This window comes from Streptomyces sp. NPDC087300, from assembly GCF_044744425.1.
In the GTDB taxonomy this organism is placed as follows: domain Bacteria; phylum Actinomycetota; class Actinomycetes; order Streptomycetales; family Streptomycetaceae; genus Streptomyces.
Genome location: NZ_JBIUYI010000007.1, coordinates 15,698 through 41,060, shown reverse-complemented (window position 1 = coordinate 41,060; position 25,363 = coordinate 15,698). Strand labels below are relative to the sequence as shown.

Annotated in this window: 26 protein-coding genes and 1 riboswitch; of the genes, 13 read left to right on the top strand and 13 right to left on the bottom strand. The window is 70.7% G+C overall.

Annotation, left to right across the window (positions count from 1 at the left end):
• The first annotated feature begins 49 nt into the window (after window positions 1-49).
• The gene (locus ACIO9J_RS28540; protein WP_402005560.1) at window positions 50-1,126 is read left to right on the top strand and encodes a GNAT family N-acetyltransferase; all 1,077 of its coding nucleotides are present in this window, start codon (window positions 50-52) and stop codon (window positions 1,124-1,126) included.
• A gap of 325 nt (window positions 1,127-1,451) precedes the next feature.
• Window positions 1,452-2,699 (top strand): Cmx/CmrA family chloramphenicol efflux MFS transporter, encoded by a 1,248-nt coding sequence (locus tag ACIO9J_RS28535; RefSeq protein WP_402006792.1) that lies wholly within the window; start codon window positions 1,452-1,454, stop codon window positions 2,697-2,699.
• A 15-nt stretch (window positions 2,700-2,714) separates the two neighbouring features.
• On the opposite strand, the gene ACIO9J_RS28530 is transcribed toward ACIO9J_RS28535, so the two are convergent.
• From ACIO9J_RS28530 to ACIO9J_RS28520, 3 genes are read right to left on the bottom strand one after another with little or no spacing between them, the layout of a single operon-like run.
• Window positions 2,715-3,017, bottom strand: coding sequence for an NIPSNAP family protein (locus ACIO9J_RS28530; protein WP_402005557.1), 303 nt, complete (start codon window positions 3,015-3,017; stop codon window positions 2,715-2,717).
• A gap of 43 nt (window positions 3,018-3,060) precedes the next feature.
• The gene (locus ACIO9J_RS28525; RefSeq protein WP_402005554.1) at window positions 3,061-3,327 is read right to left on the bottom strand and encodes a DUF4031 domain-containing protein; all 267 of its coding nucleotides are present in this window, start codon (window positions 3,325-3,327) and stop codon (window positions 3,061-3,063) included.
• A complete protein-coding gene (locus tag ACIO9J_RS28520; protein WP_402005551.1) occupies window positions 3,324-3,680 on the bottom strand; it encodes a hypothetical protein in 357 nt (118 codons plus the stop codon). Before ACIO9J_RS28520 ends, ACIO9J_RS28525 begins: the two co-directional genes overlap by 4 nt.
• A 156-nt stretch (window positions 3,681-3,836) precedes the next feature.
• Between ACIO9J_RS28520 and ACIO9J_RS28515 the strand changes: the two genes are divergently transcribed.
• From ACIO9J_RS28515 to ACIO9J_RS28505, 3 genes are all read left to right on the top strand, one after another.
• The gene (locus ACIO9J_RS28515; protein WP_402005548.1) at window positions 3,837-4,760 is read left to right on the top strand and encodes a MurR/RpiR family transcriptional regulator; all 924 of its coding nucleotides are present in this window, start codon (window positions 3,837-3,839) and stop codon (window positions 4,758-4,760) included.
• Window positions 4,761-4,845: 85 nt separating this feature from the next.
• Complete coding sequence (gene murQ, locus ACIO9J_RS28510) at window positions 4,846-5,820, top strand: N-acetylmuramic acid 6-phosphate etherase (RefSeq protein WP_402005545.1); 975 nt, start codon at window positions 4,846-4,848, stop codon at window positions 5,818-5,820.
• 44 nt (window positions 5,821-5,864) lie between these two features.
• Window positions 5,865-7,379 carry a PTS transporter subunit EIIC gene (locus ACIO9J_RS28505; RefSeq protein WP_402005542.1) on the top strand — a complete coding sequence of 505 codons (1,515 nt, stop codon included), beginning with the start codon at window positions 5,865-5,867 and terminating at the stop codon, window positions 7,377-7,379.
• Window positions 7,380-7,391: 12 nt separating this feature from the next.
• On the opposite strand, the gene ACIO9J_RS28500 is transcribed toward ACIO9J_RS28505, so the two are convergent.
• The 4 genes from ACIO9J_RS28500 to ACIO9J_RS28485 all read right to left on the bottom strand — a co-directional run bounded on the left by ACIO9J_RS28500 (window position 7,392) and on the right by ACIO9J_RS28485 (window position 9,140).
• On the bottom strand, window positions 7,392-7,994 hold the full coding sequence (locus tag ACIO9J_RS28500) for a Uma2 family endonuclease (RefSeq protein WP_402005539.1): 603 nt from the start codon (window positions 7,992-7,994) through the stop codon (window positions 7,392-7,394).
• Window positions 7,995-8,179: 185 nt separating this feature from the next.
• Entirely contained in the window at window positions 8,180-8,659 is a 480-nt protein-coding gene (locus ACIO9J_RS28495) for a hypothetical protein (protein ID WP_402005536.1), read from the bottom strand.
• Window positions 8,660-8,706: 47 nt separating this feature from the next.
• Window positions 8,707-8,931: a hypothetical protein gene (locus ACIO9J_RS28490; RefSeq protein ID WP_402005533.1), complete on the bottom strand. Its 225-nt coding sequence runs from the start codon at window positions 8,929-8,931 to the stop codon at window positions 8,707-8,709.
• Window positions 8,928-9,140 carry a hypothetical protein gene (locus ACIO9J_RS28485; protein WP_402005530.1) on the bottom strand — a complete coding sequence of 71 codons (213 nt, stop codon included), beginning with the start codon at window positions 9,138-9,140 and terminating at the stop codon, window positions 8,928-8,930. Before ACIO9J_RS28485 ends, ACIO9J_RS28490 begins: the two co-directional genes overlap by 4 nt.
• Window positions 9,141-9,255: 115 nt before the next feature.
• Between ACIO9J_RS28485 and ACIO9J_RS28480 the strand changes: the two genes are divergently transcribed.
• From ACIO9J_RS28480 to ACIO9J_RS28455, 6 genes are all read left to right on the top strand, one after another.
• A complete protein-coding gene (locus ACIO9J_RS28480) occupies window positions 9,256-10,098 on the top strand; it encodes a helix-turn-helix domain-containing protein (RefSeq protein ID WP_402005527.1) in 843 nt (280 codons plus the stop codon).
• Window positions 10,079-10,351, top strand: coding sequence for a DUF397 domain-containing protein (locus ACIO9J_RS28475; RefSeq protein ID WP_402005523.1), 273 nt, complete (start codon window positions 10,079-10,081; stop codon window positions 10,349-10,351). The genes ACIO9J_RS28480 and ACIO9J_RS28475 overlap by 20 nt, the downstream gene beginning before the upstream one ends.
• Window positions 10,352-10,637: 286 nt before the next feature.
• Window positions 10,638-11,447: a hypothetical protein gene (locus tag ACIO9J_RS28470; RefSeq protein WP_402005520.1), complete on the top strand. Its 810-nt coding sequence runs from the start codon at window positions 10,638-10,640 to the stop codon at window positions 11,445-11,447.
• A 59-nt stretch (window positions 11,448-11,506) separates the two neighbouring features.
• The gene (locus ACIO9J_RS28465) at window positions 11,507-12,190 is read left to right on the top strand and encodes a Uma2 family endonuclease (RefSeq protein WP_402005517.1); all 684 of its coding nucleotides are present in this window, start codon (window positions 11,507-11,509) and stop codon (window positions 12,188-12,190) included.
• Between the two features lie 26 nt (window positions 12,191-12,216).
• Window positions 12,217-14,070, top strand: coding sequence for a serine/threonine-protein kinase (locus tag ACIO9J_RS28460; RefSeq protein ID WP_402005514.1), 1,854 nt, complete (start codon window positions 12,217-12,219; stop codon window positions 14,068-14,070).
• A gap of 312 nt (window positions 14,071-14,382) precedes the next feature.
• Window positions 14,383-15,621 (top strand): esterase/lipase family protein, encoded by a 1,239-nt coding sequence (locus tag ACIO9J_RS28455; protein ID WP_402005511.1) that lies wholly within the window; start codon window positions 14,383-14,385, stop codon window positions 15,619-15,621.
• 20 nt (window positions 15,622-15,641) lie between these two features.
• Here the strand turns inward: ACIO9J_RS28455 and ACIO9J_RS28450 are convergent, their stop codons facing one another.
• The 6 genes from ACIO9J_RS28450 to thrC form a co-directional block, all read right to left on the bottom strand.
• The gene (locus ACIO9J_RS28450) at window positions 15,642-15,899 is read right to left on the bottom strand and encodes a hypothetical protein (protein WP_402005508.1); all 258 of its coding nucleotides are present in this window, start codon (window positions 15,897-15,899) and stop codon (window positions 15,642-15,644) included.
• 129 nt (window positions 15,900-16,028) lie between these two features.
• Window positions 16,029-17,492, bottom strand: a complete 1,464-nt coding sequence (locus tag ACIO9J_RS28445) for an alanine/glycine:cation symporter family protein (RefSeq protein ID WP_402005505.1) — start codon at window positions 17,490-17,492, stop codon at window positions 16,029-16,031.
• Window positions 17,493-17,684: 192 nt separating this feature from the next.
• Entirely contained in the window at window positions 17,685-19,310 is a 1,626-nt protein-coding gene (gene groL / locus ACIO9J_RS28440; protein ID WP_363211950.1) for a chaperonin GroEL, read from the bottom strand.
• Window positions 19,311-19,628: 318 nt separating this feature from the next.
• Window positions 19,629-19,832 (bottom strand): cold-shock protein, encoded by a 204-nt coding sequence (locus ACIO9J_RS28435; RefSeq protein ID WP_005315736.1) that lies wholly within the window; start codon window positions 19,830-19,832, stop codon window positions 19,629-19,631.
• A gap of 427 nt (window positions 19,833-20,259) precedes the next feature.
• A complete protein-coding gene (locus tag ACIO9J_RS28430) occupies window positions 20,260-20,535 on the bottom strand; it encodes a MoaD/ThiS family protein (RefSeq protein ID WP_402005501.1) in 276 nt (91 codons plus the stop codon).
• A gap of 92 nt (window positions 20,536-20,627) precedes the next feature.
• The gene (gene thrC, locus ACIO9J_RS28425; RefSeq protein WP_402005498.1) at window positions 20,628-21,953 is read right to left on the bottom strand and encodes a threonine synthase; all 1,326 of its coding nucleotides are present in this window, start codon (window positions 21,951-21,953) and stop codon (window positions 20,628-20,630) included.
• Window positions 21,947-22,081, bottom strand: a riboswitch (SAM riboswitch). (Overlaps the previous gene by 7 nt.)
• 155 nt (window positions 22,082-22,236) lie before the next feature.
• Between thrC and ACIO9J_RS28420 the strand changes: the two genes are divergently transcribed.
• Together ACIO9J_RS28420 and ACIO9J_RS28415 are read left to right on the top strand one after the other, a co-directional pair.
• Window positions 22,237-23,181, top strand: coding sequence for a glucosyl-3-phosphoglycerate synthase (locus ACIO9J_RS28420; RefSeq protein WP_402005495.1), 945 nt, complete (start codon window positions 22,237-22,239; stop codon window positions 23,179-23,181).
• A gap of 38 nt (window positions 23,182-23,219) precedes the next feature.
• Window positions 23,220-25,322 (top strand): hypothetical protein, encoded by a 2,103-nt coding sequence (locus ACIO9J_RS28415; protein ID WP_402005492.1) that lies wholly within the window; start codon window positions 23,220-23,222, stop codon window positions 25,320-25,322.
• The last annotated feature ends 41 nt before the right edge of the window (window positions 25,323-25,363 follow it).

Here is a 25,363-nt window from a genome sequence, read left to right as displayed (position 1 = left end):
GCCTCGTAAATCGAACGCCGTTCGCGGGCCGCTCCCGTACTCTCTGCGCATGCTGCTCATGGGTGGGGACAGGATCGACGAGGCCGTGGCGTACGCGGCGAAGGCACTGCGCACGGCGGAGGACCGCGACTGGAGCGGGTCGGCGGGCGGTCTCGACTGGGACTGCCTCGCGACGGCGGAGCACATCGCGGGCTGTCTCGTCTCGTACGCCGGACAGCTGACCGGCCGGGCCGCTTCGGACTACGTCCCCTTCGACATGACGTTCGACGAGGGCACGGGCCCCGAGGGCGCGATCCGGGTGATCGAGGCGGCCGGCGGCATCCTGGCCTCCGTGGTGCGGACGACGCCGCCCGGCGTGCGGGCGTATCACCCCTACCCGCACGGCAGCGCGGACGCGGCGGGCTTCTCGGCGATGGGCGTCGCCGAGATCCTCCTCCACACGTACGACATCGCGCGCACGCTCGGCATCGACGCGGAGCCGCCCGCCGAGCTCTGCGAGGCGGTGCTCGCGCATCTCTTCCCGCACCTGCCGCCCGCGCCCTCGGGGCAGACCCACTGGGCGGCCCTGCTCTGGGCCACCGGGCGCGGCCCGCTCCCCGGGCGCGCGCCTGTCGAGGGCTGGCGCTGGCACAACACGCTCACGATCCCCGCGGGCCCCGTCACCCTGACCGAGGTCACGCCCGCCGCGGCGGCCGATCTCGCGTCGGGCGGCACGGGCGGGTTCACCTGGATCGAGGGCGGCCCCTTCGACGGGACGCGGGTCGCCGCGGCGATGGTGAGCAAGGCGTACGCGTCCGGGGTGCACCGGCCCGCGTGGGGCATGTACGCGCTCGTCCGCGCCGAGGACGGGCTCGCCGTGGGCGGCATGGGCTTCCACGGGGCGCCGGACGACGAGGGCTGCGTGGAGGTCGGCTACGACCTGGCGGTCGCGGCGCGGGGCAAGGGCTACGCGACGGAGGCGCTGCGCGCACTCTCGCAATGGGCCCTGACCCACCCGGAGGTGACGTCCCTCCTGGCCCAGACGGACCCCACGAACGCACCCTCACAGTCACTACTGACCCGCACAGGCTGGACACGCCTCCCGAACCGAGAGTCCACCCACGCGTACGGCCTGCGCCGGGCTTGACCCTCCCCTACGCCCCCGTCCACGCCCCTCGGCACCGTGGTGCCGTGCCCACCCGTGCCGCCCCAGCGGCACGATTGCCCACGGCGGCAACTCCCCACGTCCAGCGCGACGACACGGTGCCTGCGGCGGCGCGAGGGGGTGGGTGGGGGAGGCGGCGGATCAGTTCACCCGCACCGGCGGACCACATGCCCGCGGCCGCGCGACGGGGCGGGCGGGGGCGGCGGGGCTGAATCGCCCAGCACCAGAACAGGGAATCGAACCCCCCGCCCCAACGTTCACACCTGTTATGCCGAACTCCGCTCCCGGCGCAGCCGCCCCCACCCGCATGCCCGTCGCCGTCTACATGCTCGGCCTCGCCGTCTTCGCGCTCGGCACCAGCGAGTTCATGCTCTCCGGGCTCCTCCCGCCCATCGCCGACGACATGAACGTCTCCATCCCCCGCGCCGGCCTCCTCATATCCGCCTTCGCCATCGGCATGGTCATAGGCGCCCCCCTCCTCGCCGTGGCCACGCTGAGGCTCCCCCGCCGCACCACCCTCATCGCCCTCATCACCGTCTTCGGCCTCGGCCAGGTCGCCGGGGCCCTCGCCCCCAGCTACGAGGTCCTCTTCGCGTCCCGCGTCGTCAGCGCCCTCGCCTGTGCCGGCTTCTGGGCCGTGGGCGCCGCCGTCGCCATCGCGATGGTGCCGTTCAACCAGCGCGCCCGCGCCATGGCCGTGATGATCGGCGGCCTCTCCATCGCGAACGTCCTCGGCGTCCCGGCCGGCGCCTTCCTCGGCGAGCACTTCGGCTGGCGCTCCGCGTTCTGGGCGGTCGGCGCCGCCTCCGCGATCGCGCTCGTCGGCGTACTGACGCTCATCCCCCGCATCCCGCTCCCCGCCGAGAAGCCACAGCTGAAGAAGGAACTGTCGATCTACGCGGACCGCCAGGTCTGGCTCTCGATCGCCATCACGGCGCTCGCCGCGGGCGGCGTGTTCTGCGCGTTCTCGTACCTCTCCCCGCTGCTCACCGACGTCGCGGGCCTGGACAAGGGCTGGGTCCCGACGGTCCTCGGCCTGTTCGGCGCGGGCGCCCTCGTCGGCACGGCGATCGGCGGCCGCTTCGCGGACGCGCACCTCTTCGGCGTCCTGCTCAGCGGCATCACCGCGTCGACCGTCTTCCTGGTCTCCCTGGCCCTGTTCGCCGCGACCTCCGCGGCCGCGATCACGCTGAGCTTCCTGCTCGGCGTCTCCGCGTTCTACACGGCCCCGGCCCTGAACGCCCGCATGTTCAACGTCGCGGGCGCCGCCCCCACGCTCGCGGGCGCGACCACGACGGCCGCGTTCAACCTCGGCAACACGGGCGGCCCGTGGCTCGGCGGCACGGTGATCGACCTGGACTTCGGCTACCCGGCGACGGCGTGGGCGGGCGCGGCGATGACGGCGGTGGCGATCGCGGCGGTGACGGTCTCCCTGAGCCTGCACCGCAAGGCCCCTAGCCGCGTGATCACGACCTCCGCGCCCGCGCCCGTACCCGCGCCCGCCCCCGTACCCGCCCCCGCGCAGGACACCGCCGCGAGCCCCTCGCGGAACTAGGACAACTAGCCGCACTCACTCAAGCGGCCGCAAGAACCTCCGCTCGTACCGCCGGATACACCCCGTCCGCCGCGCCAGCTCGAACGCGTCCTGGCACTCGGGATCGGTCGTGCTGTCCGTCCGGTACCGCTCGTACGCCGCGAAGCTCGGGAAGGAGAACAGGGCGTACGCGATGTCGCTGTCGCCCTCGCTCGGCAGGAAGTAGCCGTGGTGCGTGCCGCCGAAGCGGTTGACGAGGCCGACCCAGCGGCGCCCGTACTCCTCGAAGTCGGCGATGCGCTCCGGGTCGATCTCGTACTTCAGATGAACGGTGATCATGCGCCCGACCTTAGGGCCGGGCGGCAGACCCATCGGACAGACCCTAGACCGGTCGCCCCTTGGGCCGCCGCAGCCCCGCCCCCGTGAGCCTGCGCACCAGTTCCTTCGAGCCGATCTCCACGGCCCCGGCCCGCACCGCGTCCGCGTAGCGCGCGGAGGGCACGTCGTAGTGGTCGCGTTCGAAGGCGCGCGGCGGGCAGCCGATGGCGGCGGCGAACGCGTGCAGTTCCTCGTACGAGACGTCGCTGACCAGGTGGGACCAGAGGAGGCCGTGGCCGGGCCAGACGGGCGGGTCTATGTAGACGGTCATGTCAGGCCGCCCACCGGGGCGACGACGACGGCCGCCTTGGCGCAGACCCAGTGCGGGTCGGGGCCCAGCTCGGGCTCCACGTCCAGCGCGTGCGGATCGCCGTCCTCGCACACGGGGCACAGCGGCCACCGCCCGTACCTCTCCAGGAGTCCGTCCTGGACGTCCTGGGCGACGAGCCCCGCGACGTACTCGACGCCCTCGGGCCACTGCTCGACCCACCAGCGGCGGTGCGCGACGGACTCCTCGACGAGTGAGACGACCTCGGCCTCGGCGACGTCCCGGGCGACGAGGTCGGCGAGGACAAGTGCGCGGGCGGCGTGCAACGCCTGCTCCAGGGGGTCGATCGCGTCCATCAGGCCATTGTCACACCGCGGGCCACGCGACCGCGGGCCGAAGGTCCCGGCGGGCTCCGGGACCTTGTGCGAGGCGGATCTCGGGACCTTGTGCGGGGCGGATCTCGGGACCATCGGGGTCTTGACCCTCCCCCCTCCCGAAAATATCTTTCAGTTGTGACCAATAACGTGAAGGAAATTTTCGCGGGCGCCGCGCCCCCCGCCCCCGCCGCCCTCGCGGCCAAGGTGCGCACGCTCGCGCCGTCGATGACGCGCTCCATGCAGCGCGTCGCCGAAGCCGTCGCCGGCGACCCCGCGGGATGCGCGGCCCTCACGGTCACCGGCCTCGCCGAGCTCACCGGCACCAGCGAGGCGACGGTGGTCCGCACCGCCCGCCTCCTCGGTTACCCCGGCTACCGGGACCTGCGCCTGGCCCTGGCCGGGCTCGCCGCCCAGCAGCAGTCGGGCAGGGCGCCCGCCGTCACCGCGGACATCGCCGTGGACGACCCGCTCCCCGACGTCGTCGCCAAGCTCGCCTACGACGAGCAGCAGACGCTCGCCGACACCGCGGCCGGACTGGACACCGTGCAGCTCGGCGCCGCCGTGGCCGCCCTTGCCACCGCGCGCCGGGTGGAGATCTACGGCGTCGCCGCCTCCGGTCTCGTCGCCCAGGACCTGGCCCAGAAGCTGCTGCGCATCGGGCACGTCGCGCACGCCCACTCCGATCCGCACCTGGCCGTCACCAACGCGGTGACGCTGCGCGCCAAGGACGTGGCGATCGCGATCACCCACTCCGGTTCGACGGGCGACGTCATCGAGCCGCTGCGGGTCGCCTTCGAGCACGGGGCGACCACGATCGCGATCACCGGCAGGCCGGGCGCCGCCGTGTCGCAGTACGCCGATCACATACTGACCACCTCCACGGCCCGCGAGAGCGAGCTGCGGCCCGCCGCGATGTCCTCGCGCACCAGTCAGCTCCTGGTCGTGGACTGCCTGTTCGTGGGCGTGGCCCAGCGGACGTACGAGACGGCGGCGCCCGCGCTCGCCGCGTCGTACGAGGCGCTCGCGCACCGGCACAATCCGCGCGGCGGCAGCCGCTGAGACGCCCCCGCGACGGCCCCCGCCACCGCGACCGCCACCACCCCAGACCCCTCCCCGCACCGGACACGAAAGAGCCGCAGACGCCATGACCTCCACCACCGACGCCACCCCCTCCCGGCAGGGCGACTCCGACAACTACGGGGAGCTCCGCGCCCAGCTGGCCACCCTCACCACCGAGGCGTTCCGGCCCGAGCTCTCCGAGATCGACCGGCTGCCCACCGAGGAGATCGCGCGGATCATGAACGGGGAGGACGCCACCGTCCCCGCCGCCGTCGCCGAGCAGCTGCCCGCGATCGCCGCCGCCATCGACGGCACCGCCGAGCGGATGGCCCGCGGCGGCCGGCTGATCTACGCGGGCGCGGGCACCGCGGGCCGGCTCGGGGTACTCGACGCCTCCGAGTGCCCGCCCACGTTCAACACCGACCCGGGCGAGGTCGTCGGCCTCATCGCGGGCGGCCCGAGCGCCATGGTCAAGGCCGTCGAGGGCGCGGAGGACAGCAAGGAGCTCGCCGCCGAGGACCTGGACGGGCTCGGGCTCACCGCGGACGACGTGGTCGTCGGGATCTCGGCATCGGGCCGCACCCCGTACGCGATCGGCGCCGTCGAGCACGCCCGCGAGCGGTACGGCGCGCTCACGATCGGCCTGTCCTGCAACGCGGACAGCGCGCTCGCGGCCGCCGCCGAGCACGGCATCGAGGTCGTCGTCGGGCCCGAACTGCTCACCGGTTCCACCCGGTTGAAGGCGGGCACGGCCCAGAAGCTCGTCCTGAACATGCTGTCGACGATCACGATGATCCGGCTCGGCAAGACCTACGGAAACCTGATGGTGGACGTCCGGGCGTCGAACGAGAAGCTGCGGGCCCGCTCCCGCCGCATCGTCGCCCTGGCCACCGGCGCATCCGACGACGAGATCGAGGACGCTCTCGCCGCCACCGACGGGGAGGTGAAGAACGCCATTCTCGCGATCCTCGGCGGGGTCGAAGGACCCACCGCGGCCGAGCTGCTCGCCGCCTCCGACGGACACCTCCGCGCGGCCCTCGACGCCGCTCGCACCACCTGAACCAACCCCGCCCCACCGGGCACCGCACAGCAAGGCACCGCACCATGGCACCTGACAAGAACCGCGCCACCGCCGCCGCGATCCTCCCCCTCGTCGGCGGCGCCCAGAACGTCACGTCCGTAGTCCACTGCATGACCCGGCTCCGCCTGGGCCTCGCCGACCGCTCGCTGGTCCAGGACGAGGCGCTGAAGGCGCTGCCCGCCGTCATGGGCGTGGTCGAGGACGACACCTACCAGATCGTGCTCGGCCCGGGGACGGTCGCCCGCGTCACCCCCGAGTTCGAGGCCATGGTGGCGGAGGGCAGGTCGGCCGAGCCGACGGCCGCTCCCGAACACACCCTGACCGCCGAGGAGTTGGCGGCGCAGGGCGCGGCGATCAAGGAGGCGCGGAAGGCGAGGAACGCGACGCCGTTCAAGCTCTTCCTGCGCCGCATCGCCGACATCTTCGTGCCGCTCATCCCGGCCCTGATCGGCTGCGGCATCATCGCGGGCATCAACGGCCTGCTCGTCAACCTGGGGTGGCTGCCCGGCATCACGCCCGCGCTGGCGGCGATCGCCTCCGGATTCATGGCGCTGATCGCGGTGTTCGTCGGCTTCAACACGGCGAAGGAGTTCGGCGGTACGCCGATCCTGGGCGGCGCGGTCGCCGCGATCATCGTCTACGCGGGCGTCGCGAACATCGAGGCGTTCGGCCAGAAGCTCTCGCCCGGACAGGGCGGCGTCCTCGGCGCGCTGGGCGCGGCGGTCCTGGCGACCTACATCGAGAAGTGGTGCAGGAAGTGGGTCCCGGAGGCGGTGGACGTCCTCGTCACGCCCACCCTCACGGTCCTGGTCTCCGGGCTCGTGACGATCTTCGGCCTGATGTTCCTCGCGGGCGAGGTCTCCACCGGCATCGGCACGGCGGCCAACTGGCTCCTGGACAACACGGGCGCGTTCGCGGGCCTGGTACTCGGCGGACTCTTCCTCCCCCTGGTCATGCTCGGCCTGCACCAGGCGCTGATCCCCATCCACACCACCCTCATCGAACAGCAGGGCTTCACCGTCCTGCTGCCCATCCTGGCGATGGCGGGCGCGGGCCAGGTCGGCTGCGCGATCGCGGTCTACAAGCGCCTGAAGAACAACACCTCGATCCGTACGACGATCAAGTCGGCGCTCCCCGCGGGCTTCCTCGGCGTCGGCGAACCCCTGATCTACGGCGTCTCGCTGCCCCTCGGCCGCCCGTTCGTCACGGCGTGCGTGGGCGGCGCGGCGGGCGGCGCGTTCATCGGCTTCTTCTCGATGATCGGCGACAAGGTCGGCTCCACGGCCATCGGCCCGTCGGGCTGGGCCCTGTTCCCCCTCCTCGACGGCAACAAGGGCCTGGGCCTGACGATCGCGATCTACGGCGGCGGCCTGCTCGTCGGCTACCTGGTGGGCTTCTTCGCGACGTACTTCTTCGGCTTCAGCAAGGAGATGCTGGTGGAGCTGAACGCGGCACCCGAGGAAGCGACCGCGACCACCCCGGCTCCGGCCCCGGCAACGGACGCGGACGAGCCCACGAAGGCTCCGGCGACGGTCTGACCGGACGGCCCTTCAGCCGGGAAATCCCGCCGTGTCCACGGTCGACGCGAACGGCTCCGGCAGCTTCACGACTTCCCCGAACGGCACCCGCTCGGTGTGCTTGTACGCGCCGTTCTGCGGGCCGGTGAAGAGCGTGACTGTCGGGCCGTGCTCGTCGAACCGGTCGACGAGGAGGTAGACCGGCACCGGGGCGTGCCCGTAGGCCCACAGCTTCTTGGTCCGGTCGTCCTTGGCGTTGCTCCGCGAGGTGATCTCGACGACGAGCAGGGCTTCCGAAGCGTCCAACGGGTCGTTCGTGTCGGGATCGGCGGCGTCGACGAGCGCCCGCGGGGCGAGCACCAGATCCGGGACGTACAGCTTGTCCAGGGGGGTGATGTGGATGCCGAGGGCCTGGTACACCTCCAGCTCCTCGGAGATCACTCCGTACAGCGTGCGGTGCAGCAGCGCCGCGATTCCGTTGTGATGCCTGTGCGGCGGCGGTACCAGGACAATCTGCCCCTCATCGATCTCGGCGTGCCAGCCCTCGGGCACATCCAGCTCACGCCATGCCTGGAGCAGGCGATCCCACGACCGGCGGTCAGGAGCCATGCCGTGCTCGACCGGTGCTGCGGTCATCGCGGGTCCCTTCTCTCGAAGCCTGCTCGGCCTGCCGCGCGTGAGCGTAGATCGACGAGCCTGCGGTCGTTCACCGCTTTCATCCAGCGTCCCACGAACGAGCGCCCGCGGCGGCGATCCGCCCACCGGCGCGGATGCGGATGCGGATGCGCGAGAAGGGGCAGGCCCCGGCGGCCTGACCCCCGTCAAGAGGGCCTCGCCGCCTCGGCGTCCCGCTCGATCCTCGCGTGCTTCGCGTACGCCCCCGACAGCGCGACCCCCGCGGCCAGCACCCCGCCCCCGAAGACAACCAGGTTGAGCGGCCGCGGAACGACCCCCGCCCGGTAGTCCCCGCCCCCGGCCGCATCACCCTCGCCGACCACGCAGGTGAATCCCAGCGGCACCAACTCGACCTCGTAGCCCACGACATGGGCCGCCCGCTCGGGCCCCGCCGCCACGCACGGCCGCATCGGCGCCGAGCCCGTGCCCCCGTCCTCGGCGTCGAGCACCGCGAGTCCCAGGTAAACGCCTCCCACCGCGTACGCCGCCGCCGCGACCGCCCCCAGCAGCCCGGCGACCGCGCACACGACGGGCCCGCGCCGCACCACCACGCCGCAGCCGTACCCGAAGAGCCCACAGGCCGCGATCGCCGCGATCAACGTCACCAGGAACAGGAGTACTCCCATCCCCGGATCGTACGCACCCGCCGCCGCGCGGTCCCCGGCCCGTCCGTTCACGGCAGCCGGCCCGCCCGGTTCACCTGTCTCACCCGCTCCCTCAGCACGTCCCCCGCCGGCGCCTCCGCCACCGACTCCGGCGGACAGTCCCACTCCCTGCCCCCGCCGATCGGCCTGAGCTGCACGAGCCCTCCCTCGCAGCCCATGACCTGCCCGACGCTGCCGTCCCGGTAGTCGACGGCGAACGTCCCCGTCTCCGGCACGTCCGGGTCCTCGCTCACCGCGCCCCCTCCAGTACGGCGGCGAGCCGCATCGCCGTGTCGAGGTTGCAGCGCCCCAACTCGACCAGCGGAAGCGACCCTTCGGCGGCCGCCGTCAGCGGATCGATCCGCAGCGAGGGCAGCGTGACCCCGGCCCCCGCGAGCCCTTCCCGCAACTGCCGCACGGCCTCCTCGGCCGCGTGCACGCGCTCCTGTGCCGTCAGCGCCATGACCTCCACCTTTCACACTGGGTGTTGCCGTTTCCTCACCCAGAGTGTCCGGCGGCGCGTAGCGTGAACAGCGCAGGCGACCCAACAATCCCCCATGTTCATGGAGGAGTTGCGCATGACCCGCCCCAAGGACCTCGACCCGTCGTCCAACCCCAGAGCCCTCCTCGGCGCGGAGTTGCGCCATGCGCGCGAGCGGGTGGGACTCAGCCAAGAAGCACTTGGCGCTCCGCTGTTCGTGAGTGGTTCGTTCATCGGCCAGTTGGAGGCGGGTACGCGCCGGATGCACCTGGAGTACGCGGCCCACTTCGACGACGTGCTCGACACGGGGGGCTTCTTCGCCCGGAATTGCAGGGCACTGGCCAAGTCGAAGTATCCGGATCACTTCGCGGAAGCGGCGGAGGCGGAGGCATCGGCGACCTCCATCAGGCAGTACGCGACCTTGCTGATCCCCGGACTGCTCCAGACGAAGGCGTACGCGGAGGAGGTGTTCCGCGCCTACCACCCGACGGCATCGGACGACGCGATCGCCGCCGATGTCACAGCCCGACTCGAACGCGCCCGACTCCTGGACGACCCAACAACCCCGTTGTTGTGGGCCGTGATTGACGAGGCCGCCCTCAGGCGGGAAGTCGGCGGGGGCACCGTGATGGCGGAGGCGCTGCGCCACGTGGCGGGCCTCGCACGCAGACACCGGATCATCGTGCAGGTGCTGCCGTTCGATGCTGGAGCACACGCATCGATGCATGGCCACCTGAAGTTGATGGAGTTCGACGACGCCCCTCCACTCTCTTTCGTCGAGGGACCGAACATGGGGAAACTCCTAGACGATCCGGCCACCGTCACCCGTCACGCCCTGATGTTCAACCTGCTCCAGGCCGCAGCGCTCTCGCCCCGGGATTCCCTGGCCCTGATCGAGTCGGTGGCGCAGGATTACGAACATGGAGAACAGCAACCGTGAGTACGCGTACGACCTGAGCACGGCCGTCTGGCACAAGTCGAGTTACAGCGGCGGCAGTGGCGGCGACTGCCTGGAGGCCGCCATCTGGCGCAAGTCGACGCACAGCGGCGGCGACGGCGGAGACTGCCTCGAAGTGGCTGACGGCCACCCGGAGATCGTCCCTGTCCGCGACTCCAAGAACCCCACCGGCCCGAAGCTCGTGTTCCGGACCTCCGCCTGGTCCGCCTTCGTCACGAATCTCAAGACCGACTGACCCCGGGGCTCAAGCCCCGAGCCCCGAGCCCTCTTTTCAAGGAACGGGAGGCGGGCCTCAACCCGCCCTCCCTCCCTGGGAGTTGGCGCAGCCCACCACTTTCGGCGTTCAACTTGCCACGCAGCGTGATGACGCTCTAGCGTGCCCGGATAACGAACAGAACAGCCCCCGCCAGGTGCTACCAACACCTGCGGGGGCTTGACCACCACGATCGAAAGCAGTCGATCCGATGGCTGACGCCAAGCTTAGTACCGCCCTCCGCCCTGCGCACGCAGACCCGCACCCGATGGCCAATCCGGGCTACGGAAAGCGCTCCGCGCCGGACCAACGCCCCCGCGCAGCGGACGACTTCACCCACCTGCGCCCCCGCGAATCGGCCATCGCCACCTACCTCGACCGGCTCGCGGACGGCACGGACATCTCCGTGAAGACGCTGGCCAAGCACCTCCCGTACGGGCAGTGCGCACTCCGCACCGCCCTCAACAGGCTCCAGGCCGCCGGCCACTTGCGGCGCGGCAGGGAACATGTGCGCGGCACCGGCAGCGCGCGCTGGATCACCCGGACGTGGTTCTCGCGGACGGCGCGGGACGACGGCTGGTGGGCGAGGTTCACGCGCGGCGACGTGCCGCAGCGGGAGCGGGACGAGCACCGGCCGCCCACCCGCAGCCGCGCGTTCATCCTCTTGGCGGCCCTCGGCCGGACGGCCCCCGCGCTCTCCCTCTCGTACGCGGACTGCGTGTCCCTGGAACCGCAGGTCACCCAGTGGTTCACGCGCGGCGCCACGGGTCCTGACGTCCTGCGCGCGCTCACCGTGGGGCTACCCGCGACGGTCCACAGCCCGGCGGCACTGGTCCGCAGCCGCCTCACGACGAAGCTCCCGCCGGAACGGGTGCCCGGCCCTGTGCTGCGCCTCCTGGAGTGCGGAAAGTGCGGCGCCCCCGGCCGTCCGGAGGCCCTGCCGGGCGGCACCTGCGGCCCGTGCGCAGGCGCTCCCGGCCCCGGTCGCGGGCCGTCTCTGCCGCCCACGGCGGTCCGCGCCCACGCGACGGCGGTACGCGCCGTCGCATACCACTCACAGGAAAGGACACACGCATGACCGCTCCAACGGTCCGCCAGCACGCCGCCAGGGCACGATGGGAGGGAGGAGGCACCACCATGACCCCTGGCACCGATGAGCGCCCGCAGATGTCCGTCGAGGAATTCGAGGAGCTGGTCCGTAACGCCCCGGAGACTGTACGGAACAAGCTTGAGTTCTACGACGGAAAGCTGCACGTCAAACACGGCCCCATCGATGTCGAGGACTTCGAGGACCTGGCCCGCGTGGCCCCGGAGACGGTCACACTAGAGCTCATCAATGGAAAACTAGGGGTCAAGCCCGTGCCGGACCAGCTCCACGGGGCCATCGTCATGTGGCTCCTGCGTCAGTGCATGCAGCAGCGCCCCGAGCTGGCCCTGTACCCCGAGCAGGGACTCAGCATCCCGACGTACCGCAAGGGACGGGCAAGGGCGGACGGTGCTCTTGCCCCACTGGACCACTTCATCGGCCAGGACGGCGAGTGGGCCTCTCCCGAAGGCGTCCTGATGGCCGTCGAGGTCACCTCACACGACAGCGACACAGACCGCCGTGACCGCCAGGAGAAGGGCCGCGCCTACGCCTACGCGGGCATCCCCGTCTGCCTCCTCATCGACCGCGACAACCACACCGTCGTCGTCCACAGCTCCCCCGAGAACGGCGTCTACCAGAACCGGCGCCCGTACCACTACGGCTCCACCGTCCGCATCCCCACCCCCGTGGCGATCACCCTCGAAACCGAAAAACTCAAGGACTACGCCAACTGACCCACCCCGCCGGTTAACTTCATGCCATGGATCACCTCACGCCCCAAGACCCCGCCTCCATAGGCGAGTACCGGCTGCTCGGCCTCCTCGGTGAGGGCGGAATGGGCCGCGTCTACCTCGCGCGCTCCGGGAGCGGGCGGACCGTGGCCGTGAAGGTGGTGCACGCCGAGTTCGCCCAGCACCCCGAATTCCGGCGGCGGTTCGCGCTCGAAGTGGACGCGGCGCGGCGCGTGGGCGGGACGTGGACCGCACCCGTGCTCGATGCGGATACCGAGGCCGGGACTCCGTGGGTCGCCACCGGTTACGTCCCAGGACCCGATCTGCACACCGTCGTCGCCCAGGACTACGGGCCCCTGCCCGAACACTCCGTCCACGTCCTCGCGAACCGGCTCGCGCACGCCCTGGAGGCCATTCACGGCGCCGGACTCATCCACCGCGACCTCAAGCCGTCCAACGTCCTCGTCACCGTCGACGGCCCGCGCGTCATCGACTTCGGGATCGCACGGGCCCTGGAGACCGTCACGGGGAACGACCTCAGGACCCGTACGGGCATGGTGATCGGCTCGCCCGGGTTCATGTCGCCCGAGCAGGTGCGGGGGCTGAAGCTCACTCCCGCCTCCGACGTGTTCTGCCTGGGCTCCGTCCTCGCGTACGTCGCGACCGGGCGGCAGCCGTTCGGCACGGCGGACAGCGGGGCGCACGCGCTGCTGTTCCGCGTCGCCGAGGAGGAGCCCGACCTCGGAGGGGTCCCGGAGTCGCTGCTCGGTCTCGTACGGCAGTGTCTCGCCAAGGACCCGGACCAGCGGCCCACGCCGGAGCAGGTGGCCGAGCGGACGGTGACCGAGCGGGGCGGGCCGTGGCTGCCGGGTGAGGTGCTCGAACAACTGGGGCGGCACGCGGCCGGGTTGCTGGACCTCGACCCGGTGGCGCGGGCCGTCACACCGACTCCGACGACCGTGGATCGGCCCTCCTCGCCCCCGCCCGGCTTCGGGCCCCCGCCGTCCACGAGACCCGCGCCGCCCACGAAGCCCACACCGTCCGCGAAGGCCCCGAAACCCGCGCCCCGGCGGCGTAACCGGACCGCCGTCCTCGGCGCCGTCGCACTCGTCGCCACCGGTGTGATCGTGTCCGTGGCCCACCCGTGGGAGGGCGGTGGCGGGAAGGGCGGGGAGAAGGGCGCCCCGAACGCCGTGCCGCAGGCGTTCCTCGGGGCCTGGGAGGGCGACCTCGGGGGCGACGACGGCCTGGCGCGGATCGAGGTCACCGAGGGCGGGGGCGGCGATCCGGTCGCCCGGATCTATCTGACCAGGCCGGACGACCTGTGCGTCAGGAGCAGCCCGCTGGTGTCGTCCGGCGTGGGCAGCGGCTCCGGCACCGAGCGACTCACCCTCGGCAAGGCCGTCGCGACGCATACGGACGAGGTGGGCGGCTGCTCCGCGATTCCCCGGCACACGCTGGAGACACGGCCGGACGGCAAGCTCAACTGGGCGACGGAGAACGGCACGGCCGTGCTCAAGAAGGCGACAGCGGGCACCGCGCCCGTACCGAAGGCGTTCCTGGGGACCTGGAAGGACAGGAGCGTGTCCTACGACCGGCGGGTCACCTTCACCCAGGGCGGGTTCGGCAGCGACGTCGCGCGCTGGATCACCAACGACGGGGCGCACTGCGAGTGGATCGCCAAGCTGGTCTCGGCCAGGACCGGGCAACTCAGCCACGGTCCCGTCACGTTGGACAGCGCGAAATCGAACCCGTCCTGCGAGAAGCGCTGGGACTCGGCCACCTACACGTCGGCGGGACCGGACAAGCTGCGCATGCGGAAGCTGAGCGGAACGGGGCAGGGCTCGGGCGCGCCGACGTACCTCCACCGCACGGGCCGTTGAGGGGCCACCTCACCTTCGCGACATACTTCCGCCGCTCCGGCGCACGGCCACGGACCGCGCCGCGCGCCGGAATGGCCGACGCGCCGCCGATGCCCCGCGGCTCCCCCGCCACACCCGCCCCTGCCCCCTGGCAGACGGCCCTCCGCCCCGCCGCGCGGCACACCCGTGGGCGGCCGAAGTCGCGCTGTCCGAAAGGGCCTTCACCCCCGCACGGATCGCCGCGACCGCCTGTCGGCACCCCTCCGCCGTACCGAAGATGACACCGCACGTCATCGCACGTCATCGAAGCGGGAAAACCGGAGGGGACCCTTCATGACCGAGCGCAACGAGCCCACCGAAGAGCAGATCGCCGACGCCTGGCGGTCCGCCGCCCACGTCACCCTGGCGCCGGGCCCCCGCGCGGCCACCGCGTCCGCCCCGGAGCCGGACGACGTGTGGGCGCTGCCCGGCGGCACCGCCTGGGTGTACCTCGCCGATCCGGAGAAGGGCCTGACCCGGCCCGTGCTGCTCGCCGACGGCTTCAACTCGGGTCCCAGCGAGCTGGACCTGCTCTGGGAGGGCCTGGAACGGGGCGAGTACCCGCTCGTCGGCGAGCTGCGCTCGCGCGGCCGCGACGTGGTGATCCTCGGCTTCGACGAGCGCGACGCCTCGATCCTCGACAACGCCCGGGTCGTGCGCGCCGCGATCCTGGAGGCGCTCGCCCAGCGCGAGGGCCGGCACCCGCTGACCGTCGGCGGGTTCAGCATGGGCGGCCTGGTCACGCGGTACGCGCTCGCCAGGATGGAGCACGACGGGGAGGAGCACGAGACCCAGCTGTACTTCTCCTACGACAGCCCGCACCGCGGCGCCTGGATCCCCGTCGCGCTCCAGTCGTTCGCGCACTACATCCGGGGCCTGAACGCCGCCTTCTCGCACCAGATCAACAGCCCGGCATCGCGCCAGCTCCTGTGGCAGCACATCGCGGAGTGGGGCGACGCCCCCGGGACGGACAAGGAACGCGGCACCTTCCTCGCCGAGCTGGAACGGGTCGGCGGCTGGCCCGCGCGACCCCGCAAGATCGGCGTCGCCAACGGCGTGCGGACCGGCGAGAACAACGGCATCCGCCCCGGCGAACTCGCCTTCCACGGCAGGGGCCTGGCCATCACCGGCACCCATCTGCACACCCAGTCGGCGGGCGAGGACCAACTCGTCGCCCAGCTGCGGGTGGTGACCCTGCGCAGGCCGCGCGTGCACACCTCGGGGCTGCCCGAGATCGACGGCGCGCCCGGCGGCACCCTGGAGGGCTTCGGCATCCTCGCCGACGAGCTGAACGAGATCCCCGCGTTCATCGGCCTCGGCGCGACGGCCGACATCCGCGAGCACTGCTTCGTACCGACGGTCAGCGCGATCGCCCTGCGCGACGTCGACAGCCACGAGAAGCTGTACGAGCCGGTCACGGCGGCCGACGAGGAGGCGAGCGAGCTCGACGAGTTCCTGTGCGCCTCGCACAACGAGGGCCACACCCTGGTCACCCGTGAGCTCGGCTCCTGGATCCTGGACCGGCTGCCGTAACCCAACTCCCTAAGGAGTTGCTACGGGGTCGTGAACAGCCACCACTGGTCCGTGCCGTTCTGCGAGCAGAAGAACGACTGCCACTGCCCGGCCTGCTGGCCGTTGTTGCCCGCGACCCAGCAGGATTCGAAGATGGCGTACGGGCCGTACACGCCCTGCACGCGTTCGGTGGCCGCCGGGGGCGCGGCGGCCACCGAAGGTCCCGCCGTCGCCAGAAGTCCGGCGGCGGCCGTCATGACGGCGGCGGCGAGCATGAGTCCGCTCCTGCGCATGCGCATGGTGTCTCCCTACGAGAGGAGTCGGGCCGGACCCCGTCCGGGCCGGCCTCCCCTCACAGGTACCGGGGCCGGACCGGCCCCGACCAGGCAGAAGACGGTCCGTCACCCGTGTGAGCTAGGAAGAATCGATCAGTCTCGGGGGCGTGCGCCGGAGACCGCGCGGTCCGCCGTGGCGCGGTCGGGCTCCCAGCACTGCACGCCGCGCAGGCCCGGCATCCGGTCGCGCGTGAACACCGGGTCGAGGCCCGCGCGGCGCTGTGCCAGATAGTCGTCGAGCAGCCGGAAGGCGATCGTGGAGAGCGGGATGATCGCGAGCAGGTTGACCAGTGCCATGAAGCCCATGAAGACGTCCGCGACGTTCCACACCACGCTGACCGAGCCGAGCGCGCCGAGGAAGACGGTGGCGAGGACGAGCGCGCGGTAGGAGGGCAGCACCCAGCGCTTGCGCGTCATGAACTGGATGTTGGACTCGCCGTAGTAGTAGTTGCCGATCATCGAGCTGAAGGCGAGCAGGAAGACGACGACGGTCAGGACGTGACCGGCCCAGCCGCCCAGGCTCTCGGTCATCGTGGACTGCGTGAGGTCCGCGCTCTGGCGCCCGGACAGCTCCGGGTTGGCGGTCAGGATGATGAAGGCGGTCATCGAGCAGACGAGCAGCGTGTCGAAGAAGACGCCGAGCGACTGCACCAGGCCCTGCTTGACCGGGTGCGAGACCTCGGCGGTGGCGCCCGCGTTGGGCGCCGATCCCAGGCCCGCCTCGTTGGAGAACATGCCGCGCCTGATGCCCTGCTGGATCGCCGCGCCGATGCCGCCCGCGGCCAGCTCGCGCACCCCGAAGGCGCCGCCCACGATGTCGGCGAACACCCGCGGCACATCGGCGATGTTGAGCAGCACGACGGCCGTGCCGAGCAGCAGATAGACGACGGCCATGACCGGCACGAGCACGGTGGTGACCGCGCTGATCCTGCGTACGCCGCCGAAGACGGCGAGGCCGAGCAGCACGGCGAGGAGCAGGCCCACCAGGGGTGCGAACCACTCGGCCTCGCCGGTGCCCATGGATCCGGTGGCGACGGAGGTGATGGTGTTGGACTGCACGGCGTTGAAGACGAAGCCGAAGGTCACGGTGATGGTGACGGCGAACAGCACGCCCAGCCAGCGCTTGTTGAGCGCGCGCTGCATGTAGTAGGCGGGCCCGCCCCGGTAGGCGCCGCTGGCGTTGCGCACCTTGTAGAGCTGCGCGAGGGCGGACTCGACGAACGCGGACGCGGCGCCGATGACGGCCATCACCCACATCCAGAACACGGCGCCCGCGCCGCCCAGGGTGATGGCGGTGGCGACGCCCGCGATGTTGCCGGTGCCGACGCGCGCCGCGGCGGAGATGGTGAAGGCGCCGAACGACGACACCTGCTTGCGGCCGTCGGCCCGCTCCGGGGTCTTCTCGCGCACGACGCGGAACATCTCGGGGAGCAGCCGCAGCTGCACGGCCCTGGACCGCACGGTGAACCAGAGGCCCGCGCCCACGACGAGCGGGATCAGGAGGTAGGTCCACAGGTGGTCGTTCACTTGCAGGATGAAGGAGTCCAGGGAGTTCACGGGCAAAAGTCTCGCCCGGGACAAAAGACCCGGGCCAGGGACTTAAGTCCTTGGTAAACGGTGAGCAAAGGCACGATGGCGCGCAGCCGGACACGCCGAAGGGGCGACACCCTCCGTGAGGAGAGTGCCGCCCCTTCGTACGAGCTACGCGTACGAACCGCTACGCGCTCAGGACAGCCGATCCGCGAGGGATCAGAAGTCCATGTCACCGCCCGGCATGCCGCCGCCGGCCGGGGCAGCGCCCGCCTTCTCCGGCTTGTCGGCGATGACGGCCTCGGTGGTGAGGAACAGCGCGGCGATGGACGCGGCGTTCTGCAGGGCGGAACGCGTGACCTTCGCCGGGTCGAGGATGCCCTCGGCGATCATGTCGACGTACTCACCGGTCGCGGCGTTGAGGCCGTGGCCGACGGTCAGGTTGCGCACCTTCTCGACGACGACGCCACCCTCAAGGCCGGCGTTGACGGCGATCTGCTTCAGCGGGGCCTCCAGGGCCAGCTTCACAGCGGCGGCACCGGTGGCCTCGTCACCCTCGAGCTCAAGCTTCTCGAAGACGGCGGCGGCCTGGATGAGGGCCACGCCACCACCGGCGACGATGCCCTCTTCGACGGCGGCCTTCGCGTTGCGAACGGCGTCCTCGATGCGGTGCTTGCGCTCCTTGAGCTCGACCTCGGTCGCGGCACCGGCCTTGATGACCGCAACACCGCCGGCGAGCTTCGCCAGGCGCTCCTGCAGCTTCTCGCGGTCGTAGTCGCTGTCCGAGTTCTCGATCTCGGCGCGGATCTGGTTGACGCGGCCCTGGACCTGGTCGCTGTCACCGGAGCCGTCGACGATGGTCGTCTCGTCCTTGGTGATGACGACCTTGCGGGCGCGGCCGAGCAGGTCGAGACCGGCGTTCTCCAGCTTGAGGCCGACCTCCTCGGAGATGACGGTGCCACCGGTGAGGATGGCGATGTCGCCGAGCATGGCCTTGCGGCGGTCACCGAAGCCGGGGGCCTTGACGGCGACGGACTTGAAGGTGCCACGGATCTTGTTGACGACCAGGGTCGACAGGGCCTCGCCCTCGACGTCCTCGGCGATGATCAGCAGCGGCTTGCCGGACTGCATGACCTTCTCGAGGAGCGGAAGGAGGTCCTTCACGTTCGAGATCTTCGAGTTGACGATCAGGATGTACGGGTCGTCGAGCGACGCCTCCATACGCTCCATGTCGGTGGCGAAGTACGCCGAGATGTAGCCCTTGTCGAAGCGCATGCCCTCGGTGAGCTCAAGCTCCAGACCGAAGGTCTGCGACTCCTCGACGGTGATGACGCCTTCCTTGCCGACCTTGTCCATCGCCTCGGCGATGAGCTCGCCGATCTGGGTGTCGGCGGCGGAGATGGAGGCCGTGGAAGCGATCTGCTCCTTGGTCTCGACATCCTTCGCCTGCTCAAGCAGGGCGCCCGAGACGGCCTCGACGGCCTTCTCGATGCCGCGCTTGAGGGCCATCGGGTTGGCACCGGCGGCCACGTTGCGCAGACCCTCGCGCACCAGGGCCTGGGCCAGGACGGTCGCGGTCGTCGTGCCGTCACCGGCGACGTCGTCCGTCTTCTTCGCGACCTCCTTGACCAGCTCGGCGCCGATCTTCTCGTACGGGTCCTCGAGCTCGATCTCCTTGGCGATGGAAACACCATCGTTGGTGATCGTGGGGGCACCCCACTTCTTCTCGAGGACGACGTTGCGACCCTTGGGGCCCAGGGTCACCTTGACGGCGTCGGCGAGCTGGTTCATGCCGCGCTCGAGGCCGCGCCGTGCCTCCTCGTCGAACGCGATGATCTTGGCCATGTGAAGTGGTCCTCCCGGACAGGGGTGGAAAAATCTGGACCGTACTGGCGCCCGCGACGGACGGCCTGCAGCCCTTGTGGTTCCTTGCCCCACCCGGCCTGCGGACCTCACCGGCCCGATCCAAGTTCTGTCACTCTCACTCGTAGAGTGCTAAGCCCAATGATTAGCACTCGACCCCTGCGAGTGCAAGCGCCTCTCACGGATCCCGGACAGGCTCAGAGCTGCCCACCGGAGCGTCCGGGCACACACGAGGGGCTCGTATCCCTCTCGGGATACGAGCCCCTCGCGATGCTTGCTTCGGTGGTCGGTCGCGCCGAGCTAGACGGCGAGTTTGACCATGTCCGCCTGCGGACCCTTCTGGCCCTGCGAGATCTCGAATTCGACTCGCTGACCTTCTTCAAGGGTGCGGTACCCGTCCATCTGGATCGCGCTGTAGTGGACGAAAACATCCGCACCACCGTCGACCGCGATGAAGCCGTACCCCTTCTCCGCGTTGAACCACTTGACGGTGCCCTGAGCCATGCCTAACTCCCCTATTACTGGCCCTTGCACAGGACCGCACTTCGCGGACCCGGGTCAGACCTCCACCACCCATTGGAGATGGGGGTGTGCGCCGGAACGCGTCGACCGCCGCTGAATGTATCTGTCCAACTGCCGTCTGCAACAGGTCAATCGGACGAGAATTCTGGGCACGCACGATCGGAAATATCAGGAGAATTTGCCGGAACTCAGGGCAAGTCGGGCCAGGCAAAAGCCACAAAGGGCCCAGATGGACAGCGCGCTTTGGCTACTTCTTGTCGGCTCCAGGCCGACTTCGTATATGCGCTCGGCACTAACGGCGAAGCACTGTTCCCAACTGTACCGCGCTCAACCATGCAGAATTGCCCCCTCCGTTTCTCTCACGGAGGGGGCAATTCGGATGACGCGGCGTGCTCTTGCCTGCGGAAGCTCAGCCTCCGGCGACCGCCGGAATGATCGAGACGCCGGCGCCGTCCGGCGTGGCCGTCTCCAGACCCTGCTCGAAACGGACGTCGTCGTCGTTCACATAGACATTCACAAAACGACGCAGCTTGCCCTGATCGTCGAGGACGCGGGCGGCGATGCCGGTGTGGTTCTTCTCCAGATCGGCGATGACCTCACCCAGCGTCACCCCCTCGGCGACGACCTCGGCCTTGCCGCCGGTGTAGGTGCGAAGAATGGTCGGAATACGAACACTGACGCTCATGGAATTCACCTCTGGGGTACGGGGGACGCCCCTGAAAGGGGCGCGGGGAACTGCGCGACCAGCCACGACCGGCCCGCGGGGAAGCTACGAGCTCAGCCGGCCAGACCCGCGGAGCGAAACGCCTCAAGGCTCGGCTTGATCGTGGCGGTCGCCTGCGACGTCTCGGCGACGGCGTCGAGCGTCTTCAGGCCGTCCCCGGTGTTGAGCACGACCGTGGTCAGGGAGGGATCGATGAGCCCCGCCTCGACCAGCTTCTTCGTGACGCCGACCGTCACCCCGCCCGCCGTCTCGGCGAAGATGCCCTCGGTCCGCGCGAGGAGCTTGATCGCTTCGACGACCTGCTCGTCGTTCACGTCCTCCACCGCGCCACCGGTACGGCGCGCGATGTCCAGGACGTAGGGACCGTCGGCCGGGTTGCCGATGGCCAGCGACTTGGCGATGGTGTTCGGCTTCTGCGGGCGTACGACGTCGTGTCCCGCCTTGAACGCGGCGGAGACCGGCGAGCAGCCCTCGGCCTGCGCGCCGAAGATCTTGTAGGGCTTGTCCTCGACCAGGCCGAGCGCGATGAGCTCCTTCAGCCCCTTGTCGATCTTCGTGAGCTGCGATCCGGAGGCGATCGGAATGACCAGCTGGTCGGGCAGGACCCAGCCGAGCTGCTCGCAGATCTCGTACGCCAGGGTCTTGGAGCCCTCGCCGTAGTACGGCCGCAGGTTCACGTTGACGAAGCCCCAGCCCTCGCCCAGCGGGTCGCCGATGAGCTCGGAGCAGAAGCGGTTCACGTCGTCGTAGTTGCCCTCGATGCCGACGAGCTCGCCGCCGTAGACCGCGGCCATGACGACCTTGCCCTGCTCCAGGTCGTGCGGGATGAACACGCAGGAGCGGAATCCGGCGCGGGCCGCGGCGGCGCCGACGGCGCCCGCGAGGTTGCCGGTGGAGGAGCAGGAAAGGGTGGTGAAGCCGAAGGCGCGCGCCGCTTCGAGCGCCTGCGCGACGACTCGGTCCTTGAAGGAGTGGGTCGGATTGCCCGAGTCGTCCTTGACGAACAACTTGCCCTGTTCGACGCCGAGTTCGGCGGCGAGGTTGTCGGCCTCGACGAGCTTGGTCCAACCGGGGTTGAGGTTCGGCTTCTCGGCCACGTCGGCGGGGACGGGCAGCAGCGGGGCGTAGCGCCAGATGTTGGCGGGGCCGGCCTCGATGCGGGCGCGGAGGGCTTCGGGGTCACCGAGCGGCAGGTCGTAGGCGACTTCGAGGGGGCCGAAACACTCGACGCAGGCGAAGATCGGTCCGAGCGGGAACTTGGTGCCGCACTCCCGGCACGCAAGGCCCGATGCGGGGCCGAGGTCTACGGGGGCGGGGGTGGTGGTGCTTTCGGTGGCGACGGTCTGCACAGCCATGGAGGCGAGGCCCTTTCTCCTCATCTTCCTCGCGACGCATCTCGCCGCGAGACGGAATTGGCACCTTCCCCACCGAGACCTCGCGTGCGCGGTCGGCGGGATGGTTGCCGGGGCTTCAACGGGCCGTATCCCTCTGCCCCTCTGGATGAGCGGTATTCGATTATGGGTTTCAGTTGTCGATCTCAACGGGGCGGTGACCCCGACATGCGATGGTCACCGGCGTTGTTCAAGACTGTAACCGAAGCCCCGGACCCTTGAGATAGTCGTCCGTACCGCGAGATGGATCACATACGGGAGGACCACGACCGTGCTGGAAGAGGTCGAGCACTGGCTGAGCAGGCGTTCCTGGTCCGTGGCCGACCGTTCGCCGGAGCGTCTTGCCGCCGCCAAACGGGCCTGCGGCACCTCGGTGAGCGTCGTCCTTCCCGCACTCGACGAGGAGGAGACGGTCGGCTCGATCGTCGAGGTGATACGCCGGGAGCTGATGGGGCGCGACGGTCTGGTCGACGAGCTCCTCGTGGTCGACTCCGGCTCCCGGGACCGTACGGCGCGGGTGGCGCGCGACGCGGGCGCCCGGGTCGTGCACCGGGACGAGATCCTGCCGAGCGTCCCGGCCGTGCCGGGCAAGGGCGAGGTGCTCTGGCGCTCGCTGCTCGCCACCCGCGGTGACGTCGTGGCGTTCGTCGACGCGGATCTGCGGGAGTTCTCCGCGGACTTCGTCTCGGGGATCGTGGGACCGCTCCTGACCGACCCCGACGTGCACTTCGTGAAGGCGATGTACGACCGTCCGCTGGGGGACGCGGCGGGGCAGGGCGGCCGGGTGACCGAGCTGATGGCCCGGCCGATACTCAATCTCCACTGGCCCCAACTGGCGGGCTTCGTGCAGCCGTTGGGCGGCGAGTACGCGGCCCGCAGGTCCCTGCTCGAACGGCTGCCGTTCCCCGTCGGGTACGGCGTGGAGCTCGGTCTGCTCGTCGACGCGCTGCACACGGTGGGCCTGGACGCGCTCGCGCAGGTCGACGTCGGGGTGCGCAAGCACCGGCACCAGGACGGGCAGGCGCTCGGGCGGATGGCGGCGGCGATCTACCGGACCGCGCAGCTGCGGCTCGCGCGCGGCCATCTGGTCCGCCCGGAGCTGACGCAGTTCGTCCGCGGCGCGCAGGGATTCGAACCGGTGACCTATCCGATCGACACGGAAGAACGTCCGCCTATGACCGATATCGCCGAGTATGCACATCGTCGCGTGGCGTAACCACAGCCGATCATGCGTTTTGCCTACATTGCACATTTATGTGGGTCAGACATGCAGGCAAAGCCATCCGGCGGGCGGGCGCCCTGACGCTCGCCGCCGCCACCGTCGCCGCCGGGGTGCTCACCGCGACCGCGGCGCCCGCCGCCGCTGAGGTCATCGAGCCCTTCACCAAGCGCTACGACGAATCGCTGTACGGCGACTTCAAGACCATCGGCAACACGGTCCTCGACTGTCCGACGAGCCCGGCCGACGTGGCCGCCGCCTGCAAGGAGACCCAGCAGGCCAAGGGCACCAAGAACAACAACAACTTCATCGAGCGCCGCATCGACACCGCGGGGCTCACCAACACCTTCGACTCCAGCACCGGCCAGGTCACCATCCCGCCCGGCGCGAAGGTCGACTACGCCCGGCTCTTCTGGGGCGGCAACGCGGGCACCCACCGCTTCGGCAGGACCGTCCGCGACATCTGCGACCTCAACCGCGAGGGCAACAAGCCCGTCGACCCGGCGCCCGGCGACCCGCTCACCACGGCCCCCGTCATCCGGGTCGACGGCGGCGCCGAGAACACGGTGAGCGTCGAGAACGCCGTCCGCTCCCCCAACGCGACCCAGGGCCCGCACTACTACACCGCCGAGGCCGACGTCACCGACTCCTTCCAGGGCGCCACCACCGGCAGCCCCGTCGAGGTCGCGGTCGGCAACGTCTGGGCGCCGAGCGGCCAGGGCTGCGTCGGCGGCTGGTCGCTGACCGTCGTCTACAAGTACGACGGGCCCAACGAGCAGTACGCGCCGGACCGCCGCAACGTCTACCTCTGGGGCGGCCACGTCATCCAGCGCTCCACCAAGGGCCGGGCCGCCGCCCCCGACGGCTCCACCACGGTGCCGGTGGACGGCTTCTACCGCACCGAGGGCGACATCCACGCCAGCGTGACCGCGTACGAGGGCGACTGGAACACCAAGGGCGACCAGTTCCTGGTCGACGGCAAGCCGGTCACCGAGCCGCACACCGGCAGGACCGACAACTTCTTCATCAGCGAGGACGACGGCGCGGTCGACCCCAAGTACCGCAACAACCTCAGCATCGACGCCAAGGCGTTCGAGGTGCCGGACGGCGCGATCCCGGTCGGCGCCAAGTCCGCGAAGCTGACCTTCACCAGCACCGGCGACGTGTACGTCCCCTCGCAGCTGGCCCTCTCCGTGCCGGTGCCCGACCTGGAGGTCACCAAGACCGCCTCGCCCGCCAAGGTCAAGCCCGGCGACAAGCTGACCTACACGGTCAAGGCGAAGAACATCAGCAAACTGCCCTACCCGGGCGCCAAGTTCAGCGACGACCTGTCGGGCAACCTCGACGACGCGACGTACAACAAGGACGCGAAGGCGTCCACCGGCACCGTCTCGTACACGAAGCCGAAGATCGGCTACGTCGGGGACATCGGCCCCGGACAGACCGCCACGGTCACCTACTCGGTCACCGTCCACGACCCGGTCAGCGGTGACGGCAAGCTGCTCAACAACGTCGACGTGGAGACCCCGCGCTCCAACTGCGACAAGGGCAGCACCGACCCGAACTGCGCCTCCGAGCCGGTCATCGACTACCCCGAGCCGCCGGTCGTCGTCGGCAGCTCGCCCGGCCGCACGGTCGTCCCCGCCTGCGGCTCGACCACCAACACCATCACCGTGAAGAACCGGTCGGGCCAGCCCCGCATCGGCGCCACCGCGTCCTGGCAGGTGCGTCCTGGCAGCACGCCCGTCGCCAGCTCCGGCAAGGTCACCAAGCGGGGCTCGACGTACGTGTGGCAGGGCAACGTGCCCGCCAAGGGCAAGGTCACCATCACCCAGAAGGTGAAGGTGTCCTGCACCCCCGGCAAGGTCACCGTCATCACCGTGACGGCCCCCGGCAGCAACTGCTCGAAGTCGACGCGCGGCGGCGACGACCCGTGCACCACGGCGATCCTCGCCCAGCGGGTGCAGGGCAGGCCCGCGCCGCAGCAGCCCCAGCAGCCGGCCGCCCAGGCCGGCCACCCCGGCGGGCAGCTCGCGGAGACCGGCGACGACTCGGCCATGCTGTACGGCGGGGTCGCGGCCGCGCTGTGCGGGCTCGGCGTGCTGGCGCTCGCCGCGGTCCACGGACGGCGCCACTGACGCGTCGCCCCACGGGCCACGGCGGCCGGACCCCCTTCACC

Bases quoted from the DNA above. Each gene is read 5' to 3' on its own strand.
- ACIO9J_RS28540 (WP_402005560.1), top strand. From the start codon at position 50: ATGCTGCTCATGGGTGGGGACAGGATCGACGAGGCCGTGGCGTACGCG.
- ACIO9J_RS28535 (WP_402006792.1), top strand. From the start codon at position 1,452: ATGCCCGTCGCCGTCTACATGCTCGGCCTCGCCGTCTTCGCGCTCGGC.
- ACIO9J_RS28530 (WP_402005557.1), bottom strand. From the start codon at position 3,017: ATGATCACCGTTCATCTGAAGTACGAGATCGACCCGGAGCGCATCGCC.
- ACIO9J_RS28525 (WP_402005554.1), bottom strand. From the start codon at position 3,327: ATGACCGTCTACATAGACCCGCCCGTCTGGCCCGGCCACGGCCTCCTC.
- ACIO9J_RS28520 (WP_402005551.1), bottom strand. From the start codon at position 3,680: ATGGACGCGATCGACCCCCTGGAGCAGGCGTTGCACGCCGCCCGCGCA.
- murQ (WP_402005545.1), top strand. From the start codon at position 4,846: ATGACCTCCACCACCGACGCCACCCCCTCCCGGCAGGGCGACTCCGAC.
- ACIO9J_RS28505 (WP_402005542.1), top strand. From the start codon at position 5,865: ATGGCACCTGACAAGAACCGCGCCACCGCCGCCGCGATCCTCCCCCTC.
- ACIO9J_RS28500 (WP_402005539.1), bottom strand. From the start codon at position 7,994: ATGACCGCAGCACCGGTCGAGCACGGCATGGCTCCTGACCGCCGGTCG.
- ACIO9J_RS28495 (WP_402005536.1), bottom strand. From the start codon at position 8,659: ATGGGAGTACTCCTGTTCCTGGTGACGTTGATCGCGGCGATCGCGGCC.
- ACIO9J_RS28485 (WP_402005530.1), bottom strand. From the start codon at position 9,140: ATGGCGCTGACGGCACAGGAGCGCGTGCACGCGGCCGAGGAGGCCGTG.
- ACIO9J_RS28480 (WP_402005527.1), top strand. From the start codon at position 9,256: ATGACCCGCCCCAAGGACCTCGACCCGTCGTCCAACCCCAGAGCCCTC.
- ACIO9J_RS28475 (WP_402005523.1), top strand. From the start codon at position 10,079: ATGGAGAACAGCAACCGTGAGTACGCGTACGACCTGAGCACGGCCGTC.
- ACIO9J_RS28470 (WP_402005520.1), top strand. From the start codon at position 10,638: ATGGCCAATCCGGGCTACGGAAAGCGCTCCGCGCCGGACCAACGCCCC.
- ACIO9J_RS28465 (WP_402005517.1), top strand. From the start codon at position 11,507: ATGACCCCTGGCACCGATGAGCGCCCGCAGATGTCCGTCGAGGAATTC.
- ACIO9J_RS28460 (WP_402005514.1), top strand. From the start codon at position 12,217: ATGGATCACCTCACGCCCCAAGACCCCGCCTCCATAGGCGAGTACCGG.
- ACIO9J_RS28455 (WP_402005511.1), top strand. From the start codon at position 14,383: ATGACCGAGCGCAACGAGCCCACCGAAGAGCAGATCGCCGACGCCTGG.
- ACIO9J_RS28450 (WP_402005508.1), bottom strand. From the start codon at position 15,899: ATGCGCATGCGCAGGAGCGGACTCATGCTCGCCGCCGCCGTCATGACG.
- groL (WP_363211950.1), bottom strand. From the start codon at position 19,310: ATGGCCAAGATCATCGCGTTCGACGAGGAGGCACGGCGCGGCCTCGAG.
- ACIO9J_RS28435 (WP_005315736.1), bottom strand. From the start codon at position 19,832: ATGGCTCAGGGCACCGTCAAGTGGTTCAACGCGGAGAAGGGGTACGGC.
- ACIO9J_RS28430 (WP_402005501.1), bottom strand. From the start codon at position 20,535: ATGAGCGTCAGTGTTCGTATTCCGACCATTCTTCGCACCTACACCGGC.
- thrC (WP_402005498.1), bottom strand. From the start codon at position 21,953: ATGAGGAGAAAGGGCCTCGCCTCCATGGCTGTGCAGACCGTCGCCACC.
- ACIO9J_RS28415 (WP_402005492.1), top strand. From the start codon at position 23,220: ATGTGGGTCAGACATGCAGGCAAAGCCATCCGGCGGGCGGGCGCCCTG.